Source organism: Burkholderia sp. 4M9327F10 (genome assembly GCF_005503145.1).
Taxonomy (GTDB): domain Bacteria; phylum Pseudomonadota; class Gammaproteobacteria; order Burkholderiales; family Burkholderiaceae; genus Paraburkholderia.
The window spans coordinates 1-17,686 of sequence record NZ_SCNV01000019.1 but is presented as its reverse complement, the minus strand read 5'-3'; the positions used below and the strand labels follow the sequence as shown (position 1 = coordinate 17,686).

The 17,686-nt window shown below is 63.8% G+C and carries 6 protein-coding genes; all 6 read left to right on the top strand.

Features of this window, described 5'->3' with window-relative positions; genetic code table 11:
• Positions 1 to 6 precede the first annotated feature (6 nt).
• The 6 genes from FFS45_RS18545 to FFS45_RS18520 all read left to right on the top strand — a co-directional run bounded on the left by FFS45_RS18545 (position 7) and on the right by FFS45_RS18520 (position 16,766).
• Positions 7 to 8,007 carry a non-ribosomal peptide synthetase gene (locus FFS45_RS18545; protein ID WP_137956086.1) on the top strand — a complete coding sequence of 2,667 codons (8,001 nt, stop codon included), beginning with the start codon at positions 7 to 9 and terminating at the stop codon, positions 8,005 to 8,007.
• 257 nt (positions 8,008 to 8,264) lie between these two features.
• On the top strand, positions 8,265 to 10,526 hold the full coding sequence (locus tag FFS45_RS18540) for a TonB-dependent siderophore receptor (RefSeq protein WP_137956085.1): 2,262 nt from the start codon (positions 8,265 to 8,267) through the stop codon (positions 10,524 to 10,526).
• A gap of 85 nt (positions 10,527 to 10,611) precedes the next feature.
• The gene (locus FFS45_RS18535; protein ID WP_137956084.1) at positions 10,612 to 12,279 is read left to right on the top strand and encodes a cyclic peptide export ABC transporter; all 1,668 of its coding nucleotides are present in this window, start codon (positions 10,612 to 10,614) and stop codon (positions 12,277 to 12,279) included.
• 19 nt (positions 12,280 to 12,298) lie between these two features.
• Positions 12,299 to 14,809 (top strand): penicillin acylase family protein, encoded by a 2,511-nt coding sequence (locus tag FFS45_RS18530; protein ID WP_249362841.1) that lies wholly within the window; start codon positions 12,299 to 12,301, stop codon positions 14,807 to 14,809.
• Positions 14,810 to 14,901: 92 nt separating this feature from the next.
• Complete coding sequence (locus tag FFS45_RS18525; RefSeq protein ID WP_137956083.1) at positions 14,902 to 15,591, top strand: FadR/GntR family transcriptional regulator; 690 nt, start codon at positions 14,902 to 14,904, stop codon at positions 15,589 to 15,591.
• 236 nt (positions 15,592 to 15,827) lie between these two features.
• On the top strand, positions 15,828 to 16,766 hold the full coding sequence (locus tag FFS45_RS18520) for a dihydrodipicolinate synthase family protein (protein WP_137956082.1): 939 nt from the start codon (positions 15,828 to 15,830) through the stop codon (positions 16,764 to 16,766).
• The last annotated feature ends 920 nt before the right edge of the window (positions 16,767 to 17,686 follow it).

Sequence of the window (17,686 nt, the reverse complement as noted above, 5' to 3'; positions counted from 1 at the left end):
AGACTCATGGAAAAAGACAAGGCACAGCGCATTGCAGAGCGCTTCATCGAACTGACGCCGGAAAAACGGCAGTTGTTCTGGCAAAAAATGGTCGAGCAGGGCGTGACGCCCGCGCAGTTGCCTATCCTGTCGCGAACCCGGACGGCGGAGCAATCGCTGCCGGTTTCCTATGCGCAGCAGCGTCAGTGGTTCCTGTGGCAACTGTCGCCGGAAAGCAGTGCGTATCACGTGGCGGGCGGCTTGCGCCTGCAAGGCGAGGTGAACCGTGCGGCGCTGCGTGCGAGCTTCGAGGCAATCGTTGCGCGTCATGAGGTACTGCGCACGCGCTTTGTGGCCGATGACGCAGGCCGGGTCGGACAGCAGATCGACTCAGACGCGCAACTCGACTGGCGTGAAGCAACACTGCCGGCCGAAGGGCTGGACGGCGCCGCGCGCGCGCTGGCTTCCGAGCCGTTCGATCTCGCGCAGGGTCCGCTGCTGCGGGTGGCGCTATTCAGCGTGAACGAGCAGGAGCATCTGCTGGCGCTGTCGATGCATCACATCGTGTCGGATGGCTGGTCGGTGCAGGTGCTGCTCGACGAACTGGTGGCGCATTACCGTGCCGCTGTGCTGGGCGGTGAGCTGCCGCTCGCGCCACTGCCTGTGCAGTACGCCGATTACGCGGCGTGGCAGCGCGACTGGCTCGACGCGGGCGAGCGCGAACGGCAGCTTGCGTACTGGCGCGGCGCGCTGGGCAATGAGCATCCGGTGCTGGCGTTGCCCACTGACTCGCCGCGTCCCGCGCAAGCTGAGTATCATGCAGAGCGCCTGAACGTCGACCTGCCGCCAACGCTTTCAGCGGCGGTGCGTGCCTGCGCACAGCGCGCTTCGGCGACGCCGTTCATGGTGCTGCTGGCGGCGTTCCATGCATTGCTGTACCGCTATAGCGGGCAGGCTGAAGTGCGTACTGGCGTGCCGGTGGCGAACCGTCATCGGGTCGAGACGGAAGGCCTGATTGGTTTCTTCGTGAACACGCAGGTGCTGGCGAGCCGTCTCGATGCATCGACGACCCCGTCCGCACTGCTGGCGCAGGTGCGCGAAGCGACCGTGGGTGCGCAGGCTCACCAGGACCTGCCGTTCGACGCGCTGGTCGATGGTCTGCATCTGCCGCGCAGCCTGAGCCATAGTCCGCTGTTCCAGGTGATGTTCAATCATCAGCGACGCGACTGGCGCGCGCTGCAGCAACTGCCCGGCCTCGCGATCGAACCCTATGCATTGCCCAACGTCATGGCACAGTTCGAACTGTTGCTCGACACGCGGGAAGAACAGGACGGCAGGTTCTCGCTGAGCTTTGCCTATGCGCGTGAACTGTTCGATGTACAGACCATCGAACGTATGGCGAATCATTACCAGGCTCTGCTCGAGGCGATCACGCGCGAAGGCAGTGACGTCGCCGTGAGCGAAGTGCCGCTGCTGGGCGAGGAAGAGCGGCGCGAGAACGAACACTGGAGCCGCAACGACGAGCGCTACGAGTATCGCGAACCTGTGCACCGTCTGTTTGAGCGTCATGCGGCCAGCCACTCTGACGATGAGGCGCTGGTGTTCGGCGGCGCATCGCTGAGCTACGGCGAACTGAACGCCCAGGCGAACCGGTTGGCGCACTGGCTGGCGAGGCAGGGCGTGGGCGTGGAATCGAAGGTGGGCGTGGCGGCGGAACGCTCGGTGGAACTGGTGGTGGCGCTGCTGGCGATCATGAAGGCGGGCGCGGCGTATGTGCCGCTGGACCCGTCGTATCCGGCCGAGCGCCTCGCGTACATGCAGGAGGACAGCGGCATTGGCCTGCTGCTGTGCCAGTCCGGGATCGTGCTGCCTGAGGTGACGGGCGTGCGCCGCATCGAACTGGATACGCTGGATTGCACCGAAGAGGACGCGCGCAATCCCGAAGTCCCGCTGCATGGCGCGAACCTGGCCTATGTGATCTATACATCCGGCTCCACCGGCCGCCCGAAGGGCGTGGGCAACCGTCACGATGCGCTGTACAACCGCCTCGAATGGATGCAGCGCGCCTACGGGCTGCAACGCGGTGAAACGGTGCTGCAGAAGACGCCGTTCAGCTTCGACGTCTCGGTGTGGGAATTTTTCTGGCCGCTGATGGTGGGCGCCCGCCTGGCGGTGGCTGCACCGGGTGCGCACCGCGATCCGGCACAACTGGCTGCGGCGATCGTCACGCATCAGGTGAGCACGCTGCATTTCGTGCCGTCGATGCTGCAGGCGTTTGTCGCAAGCGAGCACGCGTCGCGCTGCGCAGACGTGCTCAGGCGCATCGTGTGCAGCGGCGAGGCCCTGCCGGCTGAACTGCAGAACCGCGTATTCGAGGTACTGCCAGGTGTCGAACTGCACAACCTGTACGGACCGACCGAGGCGGCGATCGACGTGACCGCGTGGCAGTGCCGTGCGGAAGCGGGCCTGGCAGTGCCGATCGGCGCACCGATTGCAGCCACGCAGACGTGGGTGCTCGATTCCCGCATGGAGCCTGTGCCACGTGGCGTGGCGGGTGAGCTGTACCTGGGCGGCGCGGGACTGGCGCGCGGCTATCTGGGACGACCGGGGCTAACCGCGGAGCGCTTCGTGCCGGACCCGTTCGATACGAAGGGCAGCGGGTCGCGCCTGTACCGCACGGGCGACCTGGTGCGCTGGCGTGGGGATGGGGTGCTGGACTACCTGGGACGGCTGGACCACCAGGTGAAGATCCGGGGCTTCCGTATCGAACTGGGTGAGCTGGAGGCGCGGCTCGCGGAACTGGACGGGGTGCGCGAGGCGGTGGTGGTTGCGCACGAAGGCCGGCTGGTGGCGTACGTGACACCGGAGGCGGCGAGCGGCACAGATGCGGAAGCAGACACAGAAGCACTGGACGTAGCAGACCTGAAGGCGCAGCTTGCGAAGGCCGTACCGGACTACATGGTGCCGTGGCGGATCGTGGCGCTGGCGTCGCTGCCGCTGGGCGTGAATGGCAAGGTGGAGCGGCGCGCGCTGCCGCAGCCGCAGGCCGCCGCCGCGGACGACAGCGTGCGGGAAGCGCCGCAGGGCGAGACGGAGACGCAACTGGCGGCGATCTGGTCGCAACTGCTGAACGTCGCGCCTATCGGCCGGCATGACAACTTCTTCGACCTCGGCGGCGATTCGATCCTGAGCTTGCAGATCGTCGCCCGCGCACGCCAGGCGGGTTTGGTGCTGAGCGCGCGTCAGGTGTTCGAGCAACAAACAATCGCGCAACTCGCCGCTTGCGCCGTAAAGGCCGATGAAAGCACACAAGACAGCGAGGCGGCAAACACGCGCGTCGAACTCGACGAGGCCATTCCACTTCTGCCCATCCAGTCATGGTTCTTCGCGCAGCGTATGCCGCAGCGCCATCACTGGAATCAGTCGGTCTTGCTGTGCAGGCAAAGCGCGCCAGACCTGGTTCATCTCGATCAGGCGCTGCGTGCACTGGTCGCGCACCATGACTGTCTGCGACTGCGTTTCGAGTCTCGCGAGCCATCGCACGAAGACGGCGCTGCATGGGTGCAGCGCTACGCCGGTGCCGAAGCCGCGCCACTGTTGCAGTTGGAAACCGGCGTACGCGTGCAGGATATCGAGGCGCATTGCGATCGCGCCCAACGCAGTCTGAATCTGACCGACGGCCCGCTGGTCCGCGCCACGGCGCTTGCGATCGACGACGGGAGCTGGCGCCTGTTCATCGTGATTCATCACCTGGCTGTCGATGCGGTGTCGTGGCGCGTGCTGTTGGGCGATCTGCAACTTGCCTGCACCCAGCTCGCCGAAGGCAAGCCCATTGCGCTGCCGCCGCGCACGACCTCATATCAGGCCTTCGCCCGTCAACTGCAAACCGCCGCGCGGACACCGGCGCTCGATGCGCAGCTTGCGTACTGGCAAGCGCTGGCCGCCGTTCCCTCTGCGTTGCCCTACACCGCACGCGTCGAGCAGCGCGCGCCTGTGCCGGTGAGCGCGGCGTTGCGGCTCGACCGGCATCTCACGCGCCGTTTGCTGCAAGAGGCACCGGCTGCGTACCGCACGCAGATCAACGATCTGCTGCTGGCCGCACTAGGCCGGGTGTTGTGCCGCTTTGCAGGTGTCGACACGCTGCGGATCGACCTTGAAGGCCATGGCCGCGACGCGCATTTCGTTGACGCGGATTTAAGCCGTACTGTGGGGTGGTTCACAAGCCTGTATCCGGTGTGCCTGCAACCCATGGGAGACCTGCCGGCGGCGCTCAAACGGGTCAAGGAGGATTTGCGCGCGGTTCCCGGCTCTGGCATCGGTTTCGGCATCCTGAAGTATCTCGGCGCGCCGCAGCAGCGCGCGGCGCTTGCTGCCGTGACCCATGCCGATGTCGTGTTCAATTACCTTGGACAACTGGACGGCACGCTGGGCGGCGACGCGCAATGGCAACTCGCGTCCGAACGCACCGGCGCGTCGCAGGACCCGCAAGCCGCCGTCGCGCATGCCCTCGAAGTCATGGGCCAGGTGCTGGATGGCGAAATGTCCTTGACGCTGCTGCACCGCCGCGGCGACCGCTACGATGAAGCGGCACTCGGCGCGCTCGCGCGCGATCTGCATGCGGAACTGCTGGCGCTGATCGAGCACTGCACGAGCAGTGCGAGCGGCATCACGCCTTCGGATGTCCCGCTGGCCGCAATCGATCAGGTGCGCCTCGACACGTTGCCGGTCAGCGCATCCAACGTAGCGGATCTCTACCCGCTTGCGCCGATGCAAACGGGAATCGTATTTCATAGCTTGCTCGGCGAGCAGCCGGGCGCCTATGTGAACCAGTTGCGCGTCGATATCGACGGTCTGGACTGCGCGCGGTTTCGCGCGGCGTGGGAAGCGGTCGTTGCGCGCCACGATGTGTTGCGCACGGGTTTCCTGCAGTTCGACGACGCGCCACGTCAGTGGGTTGCGCGTCACGTGACGCTGCCGTTCATCGAGAAAGACTGGCGCGGCAACAACGAAGTTGCCGCCGCGCTCGATGCGTTCGCCGCCGCTGACATCGCAGCCGGTTTCGATATCGAACAGCCTGCGTTGTTGCGCCTTGCGCTGATTCGCACCGCGGAGCGCCGTCATCACTTCGTCTGGACTTTCCATCATGCGCTGCTTGACGGCTGGAGCATGGCTCAGTTGCTGGCTGAAGTGCTGCGGCGTTATGAGGGCACAGCACTCGGCGCAGTAGCGGACGCGAAGCCTGGACGCTATCGGGACTTCATCGCGTGGCTGGCGGGCCGCGCGGCGGCGGGCGACACGTCGAGCGAAAACTGGTGGCGCGCCCAGGTCGCGCGACTCGACGGACCGACGCTATTGGGCGCCGCACTGACCAAACCCGACGCAGATCACGCCAAGACAGCGAGCGCGCTGTTCGGCAGCAAGACGCTTGCCTTCGATGCCGGACGCACCGGTCACTGGCTGCGCTTTGCGAAGGCGCAGCGCGTGACACTCAACACGCTCGTGCAGGCCGCGTGGCTGCTGTTGCTGCAGCGCTATACCGGCCAGCGCGCGGTCACGTTCGGCGCGACGGTCGCGGGACGGCCCGAAGCGCTTGCCGATGCGCAGCGCACGCTGGGACTTTTCATCAACACGATTCCGGTGGTCGCGGAGCCGCGGCCTGCGGCGAGTGTCGCGCACTGGCTCGAGCAGATTCAGCAGCAAGGCATTGCCGCACGCGAGCACGAGCACATTGCGCTCTACGATATCCAGCGCTGGGCGCAGCTTGAAGGCGGGCAGCCGCTTTTCGACAGCATCGTCGTGTTCGAAAACTATCCGGTCGACGACACGCTGCGATCGGCTGCTCCTCAGGGGCTGACGTTCTCCAACCTGCAGGCGAGCGAGCAGACGAATTACCCGCTCACGCTTTCGGTGACGCATGCACAGCGCACGCAGGCGGACGCTGTGGCGGACGGCGGCTTGCGCATCGACTTCGCGTACGCCCACGACGCATTCGATGCCGCGCAGATCGAGCGCATTGCGGCGCATCTTTCGAATCTCCTCGATGCGTTTGCAGCCGACCCGGCTCGTGCGCTTGCCGACGTGCCGATGCTGTCGGCCGACGAGCTGGCGCAGTTGCAGAACTGGGGCGATGCCTGCCAGACCGATGGCGCCGCGCTCGACACCACGCCGGTGCACCTGCGCATCGCGGCTCAGGCGCGCTTGCGTCCGGACGCCCAGGCGCTGGTGCTCGGCGCCGAATCCATCGACTACGGCACGCTGAACCGCCGCGCCAACCGGATCGCGCATCGGTTGCTGGCGCATGGCGTCGGACCGGAGTCGCGCGTGGGCGTGGCGATTGACCGCTCGATCGACATGATCGTCGCGTTGCTTGGCGTGCTCAAAACCGGCGCCGCTTATGTTCCGCTGGACCCGGCGTATCCGGCAGACCGGATTGCATGGATGACACAGGACAGCGGCATCGAGTTCGCGTTGACGGCGCCGGGGGCGGCCGACGTGCCGGCTCCCCAGGGCGTCGTAACGCTCGACGTGAGCCGCTGCGGCGACGGCCAACCCGATCACGATCCGCTGGTCGCCGTACACGGCGAGCAGCTTGCCTACCTCATCTACACGTCGGGTTCGACGGGGCGTCCAAAAGGCGTCGGCATTGCGCATGCGGCACTTGCACAGCATACGTGTGTGTCGATCGATCTGTTTGGCCTGAGCTGCAGCGATCGTGTCCTGCAGTTTTCCACCTTCAATTTCGACGGCTTCGTCGAGCAGGTATTTCCGTCGCTGTGCTCAGGCGCCGCGGTGATCCTGCGCGGTCCGGAGTTGTGGAGCAGCGAGCGCTTCCTTGACGAAGTCGAGTCCGGCCGGATTACCGTTGCCGACCTCACGACTGCTTACTGGAACGTGCTCGCCCAGGATTTCGCCGCCCATCCGCGCGCCGCGGCGGCCTGCGCGAGCTTGCGCCGTGTGCACGCGGGCGGCGAAGCGATGCCGGCCGACGGCGTGCGGGCATGGCGCGCCGCGGGGCTCGCGCGCATCGAACTGGCGAACACTTACGGGCCTAGCGAAGCCACCGTGACGGCCACCGCATTCGACTGCGCGCCGTACCTGCTGCCGCAAGCGGCCGTGCCATCGCAGATTCCTCTCGGCACGCCGCTGGCCGGCCGCCGCCTTGCCGTGCTCGATGCCCGGCTCGAACCGGTGCCGGTGGGCGTCGCGGGCGAACTGTATATCGGTGGGGCGCTGCTGGCGCGCGGCTATCACCAGCGTCCCGGTCTCACCGCGGAGCGCTTCATCGCCGATCCGTTTGCACCGCAGCCGGGCGGCCGGTTGTATCGCACGGGCGACATCGTCCGCTGGAACGAACAAGGCGCGCTCGACTATCTCGGCCGTGCCGACCATCAGGTGAAGGTGCGCGGATTCCGCGTCGAACTCGGCGAGATCGAAGCGCATCTGCTCGGTATGCCGGAGGTGCGCGAGGCCGCGGTGGTTGCGCGTGAAGGAGCCGGGGGCCTGAGGATTCTGGCGTACGTGACGCGGGCGCTGTCCGCCGACGCCAGTGCCGCCCCCCTTTCCGCGCAAAGCGTCGACGGTGCTGCGCTGCGCGCGAGACTCGCCGGGTCGCTGCCGGACTACATGATCCCGTCTACGGTGATGATGCTCGACGCCATGCCGCTCAGCCCTGGCGGCAAGATCGACCGCCATGCCTTGCCGCTGCCCGCGCAGGAGGATCGCGGACAAGCGTTCAACCCGCCGCACAGCGAAACTGAAATTGCACTCGCGCAAATCTGGACAGAGGTTCTGGGTGTCAGCACGGTTGGCCGCGACGACACGTTTTTCGAACTGGGTGGCCATTCGCTGGCGGCGATGCAGGTGCAGGCCGCGCTGCGGCGCCAACTGGCGCTTGAAGCGCCGCTTGCCGTGCTGATGACGAACCAGCCGCTGCACGCGGTGGCGGAAAAACTCGCGGCAGATAGCAAGGCGAGCGGGCAAGAAGAAGCGGATGCCGCGCTCATGCTGGAACTGATGGCCCAGATCTGAAGCGGCTTCCTGCTGGGGGCGGGAGAATTCCCGCCCCGCGCGACCGTCCCGCTCTGTGCAAAAGGGGGGAGCCTTCCGGGACGGAGCGCGTCGGGTTTTGTCTAAATGAGAATGAATGTTATTTGCATCTTGGATGTCGTTTCGGTACCATTTCGAAGCTGAAAAATGAGCCAGGCAACGCAGATCGACCCGACAGGCGCGGGGCCGTGGTGGCGAATCATCTTTACTAACTTTAAATAGCAAGAGAAGGTCGGGGAATGAAAGCAGTCAGGCAGGAGGAGTCGAAAGAGGCAGTTCGCCTCGCTAGCGGTGTGGCAATTCGCGGTTTGTTGCAGCGGAGCGGCTCGTCGGTCGCTGCATACCTGTTTTTCGCGAGCGTCGCCCATGCGCAAAGCGATCCGGCGTCGAGTGCCGCGGCGAATCCGGCGCCGGCCCAGGCGGCGCAGCAGACGGGCCAGGTTCAGGAGAATCAGCAACTGAAGCCGATTGTGGTGTCAAGCGGGCGCGAACAGGAAACGGCAACCGGTCCGGTGAATGGCTATGTGGCCAAACGCAGCGCGACGGGTACCAAGACGGATACCCCTATTGTCGAAACGCCGCAGTCGATCTCAGTCATTACAGCCGAGCAGATGCAGGATCAGGCGGTGCAGTCCGTCGGTCAGGCGTTGCGCTATACGCCGGGGGTTATTGGTGAGCAGTACGGTGGACTCAACACGACGATCGACTACTTCACGGTGCGCGGCTTCCCGAACCAGTTTCCGTTCGTCGATGGCTTGTCGACCCAAACCTATTTCACGCTGCTCGCGCCTGCGGTCAATCCATATGGCCTGGAGCGTATCGATGTGCTGCGCGGGCCTGCATCGGTGCTGTACGGACAGAACATCCCCGGCGGCATGATCAATCTCGTGACCAAGCGGCCAACCGACGACCCGATCCACGAGGTGTCGCTCGATACCGGCAGTCATGGCGAAGTGGGCGGGCGCTTCGACTTCAGCGGGCCCGTGACCCAGGACGGCACGCTGCTGTACCGCCTGACAGGGGATATGGGCACCACCGGTTCGCAGGTGGACTACCAGACGGACAAGCACTTCTACATTGCACCTGCGCTGACATGGAAGCCGTCGGCCGACACCACCTTCACGCTGCTTTCGCATTTCAGCTATCGCAACAGCAGCTATCCGACCGCTGACCTGCCGGCCATCGGCACCCTGTATGCAAGTCCATACGGCAAGATCGGCACGAATGTGTTCGATGGCGAGCCTGACTTCAACGAGATCCGGCGCACCGAAGCGGCGATCGGCTACGAGTTCGAACATCGCTTCAACGACTGGTTCACCGTGCGCCAGAACGTGCGCTATACGCATGTGAACCTGGACGAGGACATCGTCGGCGACGCGGGGCTCCGGGACGATCTCGCCACGATCAACCGCTACGCGTATGCGGCGCAGGCGAGCGTCAACACTATCACGGTCGATAACCAGGCGCAGTTCAAGTTCAGCACGGGGCCGCTGCAGCACACGGCGCTGGTCGGCTTCGACTACCTGCATTCGGTTGACCGCTGGGCCGAGAACGACGCGACTTCGGTGCCGTCGCTCAACCTGTACAACCCGGTCTATGGCGGACCGATCACGCTGGGCGGTGTCGACTACAGTGTGGAGCATCATCTCGACCAGGCGGGCCTCTATGCCCAGGACCAGATCCGCTTCGGCAAACTGGCTGCGACGTTCGGGGTGCGTCAGGATTGGGCCAACACCGACGAGGACAACCGGCTGACGGGCCAGACCGACCAGAGCAACAGCGAGCAGCGGTTCACCTACCGCGCCGGTCTCGTCTATCTGTTCGACAACGGTTTTGCGCCGTATGTGAGCTATTCGACATCGTTCCAGCCCGGCCTCGGCACCACATACAACGGAGCCCCGCTCAAGCCGACCACCGGCAAGAGCGTCGAGGCAGGTATCAAATACCAGCCGCCCGGCCAGAAGAGTTTCGCGATGCTGTCTGTGTACAACATTCAGCAGAAGAACGTGACCGAGACAGACTTCGACCACCCGCAAGGCAACTACGTGGTGCAGACGGGCGGGGTGCGGGTGCGTGGCATCGAGCTTTCAGGTGTCGCGGATCTCGGCGCCGGCCTGAACCTCACGGCCGCCTATACCTACATGGATGGGCTGATTACCGCGAGCGATCAGGGATACACGGGCAACCAGCCGGTGAACGTCCCGCACAACATGGCGAGCCTCTGGCTCGACAAGACCTTCCAGCAGGGACCGCTGAAAGGCTTTGGTCTTGGCGGCGGCGTGCGCTACATGGGTCCGCAGTTCGGCGATGAGGCTAACACCTTAAGGATGGCGTCGGTCACGCTGTACGACGCTGCGGTTCATTACGACATTGAACACTGGCGCTTTTCGGTGAATGCGCAGAACCTGTTCGATCGTATCTACGTCAACTGCCAGGGCGAGAACTACTGCGCGTATGGCTTGCGACGTAATGTGATCGGACGCGCGACCTACCAGTGGTAAACCAGGCCGGATTTGCAACAGCAAAGAACCGGCCGACAGGCTGTCTGCATGCGGCAGCGGCCGGTATCGACGAGAAAGAGGATTTATGCCGCTCATACTTTATCTGATCCGCAATTCGCGCAAGACGCTGCTCATTGCGATCATCACGAGCATCATCAGCGGTCTGAGCAGTGCGGGCCTGGTTGCTCTGATCAACCAGGCGCTCGGCGCGTCGCAGCAGCGGCTCGCGGAACTTGGCCTGAAGTTCCTCGGCTTGAGCGTGCTCGTGCTTGTCACGCGTGCGCTGTCGTCGACGCTGTTCATGCGGCTCGGCCAGAGCGCCAAGGCCACGCTGCGCATGAGCACGATCCGTCGCATTGGCGACGCGTCTTACCAGAACCTCGAAAAACAGGGTTCCTCACGAGCCTTGTCCGTGCTGACGAACGATCTCGATACCATCGTGGTCTTTTTCGTGAGCATGCCGAACCTCGCCATGCAGGGCGCGGTCATTGCGGGATGCCTCGGCTATCTGGGGTATCTGTCCTGGCAGATCCTGCTGCTTGCAATCGTCACGGTGTTCATCGGTTCCCTCGGGTTTCATCTCGCCAATCGTCGCGCGGCGTTTCATCTGCGCAGTTCGCGCCGGCGCGAGGACACGCTGGTCAAGGATTTTCGCGCACTCTTCGACGGTGCGAAGGAACTGAAACTGCATCGCCAGCGCAAGCAGGCCTTCATTGACGACACGCTTGCGACCAACGTGGAAGCTGTGCGCGTGCAGCGCACGCGCGGTTACGTGCTGTACGCCGCCGCGGCCAGTTGGGGTAGCTTTATCTTTTTTGCTTTTATCGGCTGCGTGCTGTTTTTGCTGACCCGGATCTACCCCGTGTCGGGCCACGTCATGTCGGGTTACGCGGTGATTTTCCTGTATATGATGATGCCGATCGAGGGGCTGCTTTCAGCGCTTCCCAGCATCAGTTCGGCGAAGGTCGCGATCGAGCGCATCAATAAGATCAACCAGGATTTGCCGCCGGAAAATACGCTGCCCGCGGACCAGCCCACGTCGTTCGACAGCATCGTGCTCGAGCAAGTCACGCACCGCTATTACCGCGAGAAAGAGGATGAAGTGTTCACGCTGGGTCCGGTCGACCTCTCGTTCAAACCGGGCGAACTGGTCTATCTGATCGGCGGCAACGGCAGCGGCAAGACCACGCTCGCCAAGATGCTGGTTGGACTCTATGCTCCTGAGGGCGGACGCATCCTGCTGAACGGCAAGCCGGTGGACGAAGCCGAGCGCGACATTTACCGTCAGCATTTCTCGGTGGTGTTCAACGACTTTTTCCTCTTCGATACGCTGCTTGGCATGAAGCTCGAAGGGCTCGATAGCCAGGCGAAAACGCTGCTCGAACATCTGCATCTCGATCACAAGGTCAAGATCGAGAACGGCGTATTTTCGACGACCGAACTGTCTCAGGGGCAGCGAAAGCGCCTGGCTTTGCTCGTCACCTATCTGGAAGACCGGCCGTTCTACGTCTTCGACGAGTGGGCCGCGGACCAGGACCCGGTGTTCAAGGAAGTCTTCTACCGGCGCCTGCTGCCGGAGTTGCGCGCCAAAGGCAAGACGGTCCTTGTCATTACCCACGACGATCGCTATTTCCCTCTCGCCGACCGCTACATCAAGCTCGATTACGGCCAGGTCGTCGAAGAGGGCAAGGGAAGCGATTTGCAGAACACCCACGCACATGCGGATGGCAGCGCGCATGTCGTTGCCGGATGACACCCGTATCAGAGCTTTCATGACTTATCCGTTTCGCGCGTTACGTAAGTTGGGCACGTTCGCCGCGATGCTGGCGGCGAGCGCGCTATTCGCCGGTTGCACCGCGCCATCTCATCAGGACGGTGCGGCGGATGCCTCTGCTGCGTCCTATCATGCGCAGATTCGCCGGACCCAGGACGGTATCCCGCACATCAAGGCCGACGACTGGGGCAGTCTTGGTTACGGCTTTGGCTACGTGCAGGCGCAGGACGATCTTTGCACGCTGGCCGACTCGTTCGTGACGTGGCGTGGCGAACGTTCGTCGTACTTCGGCGCCGATGCCCGGCCGCCTGCGGCGGCTTCGTTTGGCCGGCCGCGCAATCTCGATGCGGATTTTTTCTTTAGGTTCGTTGACGATGATGCCGCGGTCCAGCGCTACCGTTCCGCCCAACCTGCAAATTTCCGCACGCTGCTAGGCGGGTTCGCGCAGGGCTACAACCGCTATGTCGATGAACTGAAGGCGGGACGTTTTCCCGGCGCTCATCTCACCTGCGCGAACGAACCGTGGGTAGGCCATATCACGACGGACGATCTGTACCGCAGGCTCACCGCGATCGACCTGGCGGGTGGCGCCAGCCAGTTCCTCGCGGCGATCGTTCACGCCCAGCCGCCGGGCGCGCCGGCGCCGCCGCTTGCCGCCAATACACTGCCGCTCAGCGTGGCGCAGATGACCGTCGGCGGACACGCGGGCATCGGCAGCAATGCGCTCGCTTTTGGCGCCGCGACGACCCGCGACGACAAGAGTCTGTTGTTCGGCAATCCTCACTGGTTTTGGCGCGGACCGGATCGCTTTTACCAGGCGCAGTTGACCATTCCGGGGCAACTGGATGTCGCGGGCGTGTCGTTTCTCGGTGAGCCGGTGGTGGTGATCGGTTTCAACCACGACATCGCGTGGACACATACTGTGTCGAGCGCGCGTCGCTTCGGCATCTTCGAGCTGAAGCTGGCGCCGGATGCGCCGACGCATTATCTGTACGACGGCAAGGAGGAGGCGTTACAGGCGGTGCCTATCACCGTCAAGGTGCGCGATGCCGCGAACGGTTCCTTTACGCAGGTCACCCGCACGCTGTACCGCTCGCGTTTTGGACCTATGGTGAATCTGTCGTCGCTATCGCCGGCGCTCGCGTGGAATGCCGCGCATGCGTTCGTACTGCGCGATGTGAACGCGCAAAATACCCGCGCGTTCGACAACTTCCTCGCCTGGGGGCAAGCCCGCTCGCTCGACGACTTCATCGCCATCCAGAAGCGCTACGCGGCGATGCCATGGGTGAATACGTTCGCAATCGGGCGCGACGATCCGCGTGTCTGGTTTGCCGATATCGGCACGGTGCCGAACGTGCCGGATCAGCTCGCAGCGGCATGCACGACGCAGTTGGGCCAGGCCTTCAACAAAATGGTCCCGGGCGTGCCGTTTCTGGACGGCTCCCGTTCCGCGTGCTCATGGGGCGCAACGGCAGCCCACTCGCAGCAGCAGGCGGATGCGCTGCCGGCTGACAGCATGCCCGGCCTGCTGCGCCTCGACTATGTCGGCAACTTCAACGGCAGCTACTGGCTGACCAATCCGCGCGCGCCGCTCACGGGATATGCGGACGTGCTGGGCCAGACGGACACCCCGCAGTCCTTGCGCACGCGGCTCGGGCACGCGCTTGCCGCGCAACTGATGGCCAGGCCCGGCGGCATTACGCGCGAAGAACTGAAGCGTACGGTGCTCGAGAGTACGTCCATGTCCGAGCGCCTTGCGAGACAGCCGCTGCTCGATTCCGTGTGCGTGGAGGGGAAGCCCGCACCGGTCGTTGATGTCGCTCGGGACCCGTTGGGCGGCGCGGACTTCGCGCATCCGCAGTCCGTCGATCTGGGCGAAGCATGCCGTGTGCTGAGGAAGTGGGATGGCACGGCCAACGCCGATGCGCGCGGTGCGAACCTGTGGGACGAGTTCTGGCTCCGTGCGAGCAAGATTGCCGCCGCACAACTGTATGCGGTGCCGTTCGACGCTCACCAGCCATTGACTACGCCTGCCGGACTGAACACCGCGAATCCTGAGGTTCAGCAGAAGCTTGAACAGGCGCTTGCGGGCGCGGTTCTCGCCCTGCAGCGCAATGGTTTTTCGCCGGACTCGACGCGCGGCGAGCTGCTTTACCTGACGCGCAATGGCATCAAGGTGCCCATGTATGGCGGCTGCGATGCCGAGGGCTATTTCGCGGCGGCATGCGCGGAACACCCGCTCGACCGCCGTGGCTATGCGCTCGACCTCGACGCGCATGGCAACAGCTATGTCCAGCTCGTTGAGTTCGGCGACGATGGTCCGCATGCCGACACCCTGCTGGCTCATTCGGAATCGGATGATCCCGCCTCGCCGCACTATGCCGACGCGACCAATGGATATGCGAAGAAAGCGTGGTCACGCTTGCCGTTCACCGAACAGGCGATCAGCAGTGCGCCAGGCATGACAGAGCAGGTATTGACTGGACCTCGTCCCGGTCCTGGGGATTGACGCCGGCTTAGCTTGTTTACCACTATGCGTTTCCGCCAAAAGTGGTCGTACAATTGTTTGCTAGTGTGACAACTTAAGCCTATGCCTCCGTCATGTTCGAATACAAATCGCCCGGCATGCCGGGACGGGTCTATAGCGATATCCTGAACCGCATCATCGATGGCGAGTACCGGGAGGGCGATCGGCTGCCGAGCGAGCACACGCTGGCCGAGCGCTTCGAAACCTCGCGCCCGACCGTGCGGGAAGCGCTGGCCCAGTTGCGTGCGGACGGCATCATCGCAACCCGGCAAGGTTCCGGTACGACCGTCAGGCGCCGGCCGGACCCCGATCTGCGGCGCTTCGCGCCGCTCGAGACCTTGTCGGATATACGGCGCTGCTATGAATTCCGCCTGATGACGGAGGTGGGCGGCGCCGCGCTCGCAGCCCAGAAGGCCGATGAGGCCGATCTCGAGGCGATCCAGCACGCCTGCGACACCCTCCAGCAGGTCATTCACAGCGAAGGAATAGGCGCACGCGATGACTTCGCGTTTCATCTGGCTGTGGCGCGGGCGTCGAAGAATCAGTTCTTCATCACGGCCCTGTCCTTCATTCACGAGCAGGTTGAGCTCAGCATGGACCTGTCGCGCAAGCTGTCGCTCGTGAAGTCGATCGAGCGGCAGCAGCGCGTGCAGCAGGAACATCTGGCCGTGCTCGAAGCTATCCGGCGGCGCGATTCACGCGGCGCGGAACAGGCGATGCGGGCGCATCTGGGCAACGCGATGGAGCGCATGGTCGGGGCTTGAGAGCATGCACGGGTTCTGGAGCGTGCCGCGTCAGAGCGGGTCTTAAGAGCAGGCACGGGTTGGGAGCACGCCGCGCACGCCGGGGCGGCCTGGCCCGGCCCGGCGAACGCTTGTGGGTCCCAATTTCGCCGGCGCCCGTCGGGATTTTGTCGATTTGTCATGTTGTTTGACAACATGGAGGGGCAGTGCTACCGTTCAGCCTGTCCGTTGTCCACTCCATTCCGATAAGAGACCCCATGAACGTGTCCCCGATCGTCGAAAGCGAATTTGCTTCGACCGTAATGGCTGTGCCGCCCCTGGCGCGCCGTGCCGACCTGTCGCTCGACGCAGGCGAGAACCAGAAACTGATCCGCCATATCGAGGCGGGTGGCGTGCGCACATTGCTGTACGGCGGCAACGCGAACCTCTATCACGTGGCGGTGAGCGAGTACCGCGAACTGCTCGACATGCTGGCTGAAAGCGCCGGCCCGGATACCCGGGTGATTCCGGCGATCGGCCCGGACTACGGCAAGATGCTCGACCAGGCGCGCATCCTCGCGCAGACCTCGTATCGCACGGCGATGGTGCTGCCGCTCGGTGGCTTTACGACTTCCGAGGGCGTCGAGGCGGGGCTGACGCGCATCGTGGAGGCGGCCGGCATTCCGCTCACGCTCTATATCAAGAGCGAAAACTACGTGGACGTGGACACGCTGGCGCGTCTGGTGGACCGCGGCACCTTGCTGGCCGTGAAATACGCGATCGTGCGCGAGAACCCCAGGGACGACGCCTATCTGCGCCGCCTCCTGCAAAACGTCAATCCGGCGCGCGTTGTCTCGGGTATGGGCGAACGCCCGGCCCTCGTTCATGTGCGCGACTTCGGCCTCGCTTCGTGGACAACCGGCTCGGGCTGTATCGCGTCGCACGCGGTGACCGCGCTGCTGCGCGCCGCGAAAGAGTCGCGCGACGCCGAAGCGCAGCGCATCTATGACGAATTCATGCCGCTCGAAACCCTGCGCGACAACATTTCCCTGATTCGCGTCTTGCACGACGCCGTGACTTTCTCGGGCATCGCCGATATGGGAGCGATTCTGCCGCTGCTGAGCAGCACGCCGCAGGAGCATCACGCGGAGGTGAATGCCGCCACCCAGGCATTGCTTGCGTTCGAACGCAGCTTTGCGGCTAAAGCATCGGCTTGAGCGGCCTGATCGGCCTGAACTGCGGCTTCTGCTGGCGGCCGAGCCGTAACGCCGGCAGACGAGTGAGATTGGATTGAGGCGTGCCTGCCGCACGGCACGCCCGCTCCTGCAGTGACTGTTGAGCCGACGGCCGTCATACATTTGTCTTACCAGTGGCTCGTTTTTCGATGTGCGTCAGGCGTTTGTAGCGACGATACATTCGGGTTTTCCTGACTAATCCGTATAAATATAATAAAAACAGTGGCTTATGGTTGGTAAGGTAAAAAATTCGTCATAATCTGGCATTTGTAGTTGCTTGACATCATTGGTGGTGGTTCGGTATGTTCGCTCATCGGGCCGCCTCGCGCGGGAATTCGACACGGCGTTTGTGTATCGGATTGTCCAAATAACAAGATTGTGAGGAGACAGGATGTTCGATTCGCAGCGGTTGTCAGTCAAATTCGCGGGTGCATGGATGGCATTCGGCGTCGACGCGACTGTCTATGCGAGCGCGGCGCAGCCAGTGCGCCTCGACACGAACCATGTTGCGAGCAATCACAGCGTCATACGGGAAAGCAGCTTCGCCTCCAGGTCACGATGCGCGAGCCTGCTCTCCAATATCAAGTACACCCAGGCACCGGCTTCACACCTCCTTGGCAACATCAAGACGATGCGCACCGCTGGCCGTCCCTGCGCCCATCCGATGACAACACGCAGCAATGGGTTGGCTGCGGGTGTCACGCGAATGAGCCGGGCCGGGTCGCCGCGCATGCCCTGTTGCGGTGAACGCTGTGCCGGTTGGATTTTCTGGAGTAATGCGAAGTGAGCACCAAGAGAAAGACCCCTGAAGAATTGCGCAGCCACCGCTGGTACGGGGTGAACGACCTGCGTTCGTTCGGCCACCGTTCGCGCACGGCGCAGATGGGCTATAGCCGCGAGGA

What these genes read in the sequence shown, in the direction of transcription:
- FFS45_RS18545 (WP_137956086.1), top strand. Translation starts at nt 7, where the DNA reads ATGGAAAAAGACAAGGCACAGCGCATTGCAGAGCGCTTCATCGAACTG.
- FFS45_RS18525 (WP_137956083.1), top strand. Translation starts at nt 14,902, where the DNA reads ATGTTCGAATACAAATCGCCCGGCATGCCGGGACGGGTCTATAGCGAT.
- FFS45_RS18530 (WP_249362841.1), top strand. Translation starts at nt 12,299, where the DNA reads ATGACTTATCCGTTTCGCGCGTTACGTAAGTTGGGCACGTTCGCCGCG.
- FFS45_RS18540 (WP_137956085.1), top strand. Translation starts at nt 8,265, where the DNA reads ATGAAAGCAGTCAGGCAGGAGGAGTCGAAAGAGGCAGTTCGCCTCGCT.
- FFS45_RS18535 (WP_137956084.1), top strand. Translation starts at nt 10,612, where the DNA reads ATGCCGCTCATACTTTATCTGATCCGCAATTCGCGCAAGACGCTGCTC.
- FFS45_RS18520 (WP_137956082.1), top strand. Translation starts at nt 15,828, where the DNA reads ATGAACGTGTCCCCGATCGTCGAAAGCGAATTTGCTTCGACCGTAATG.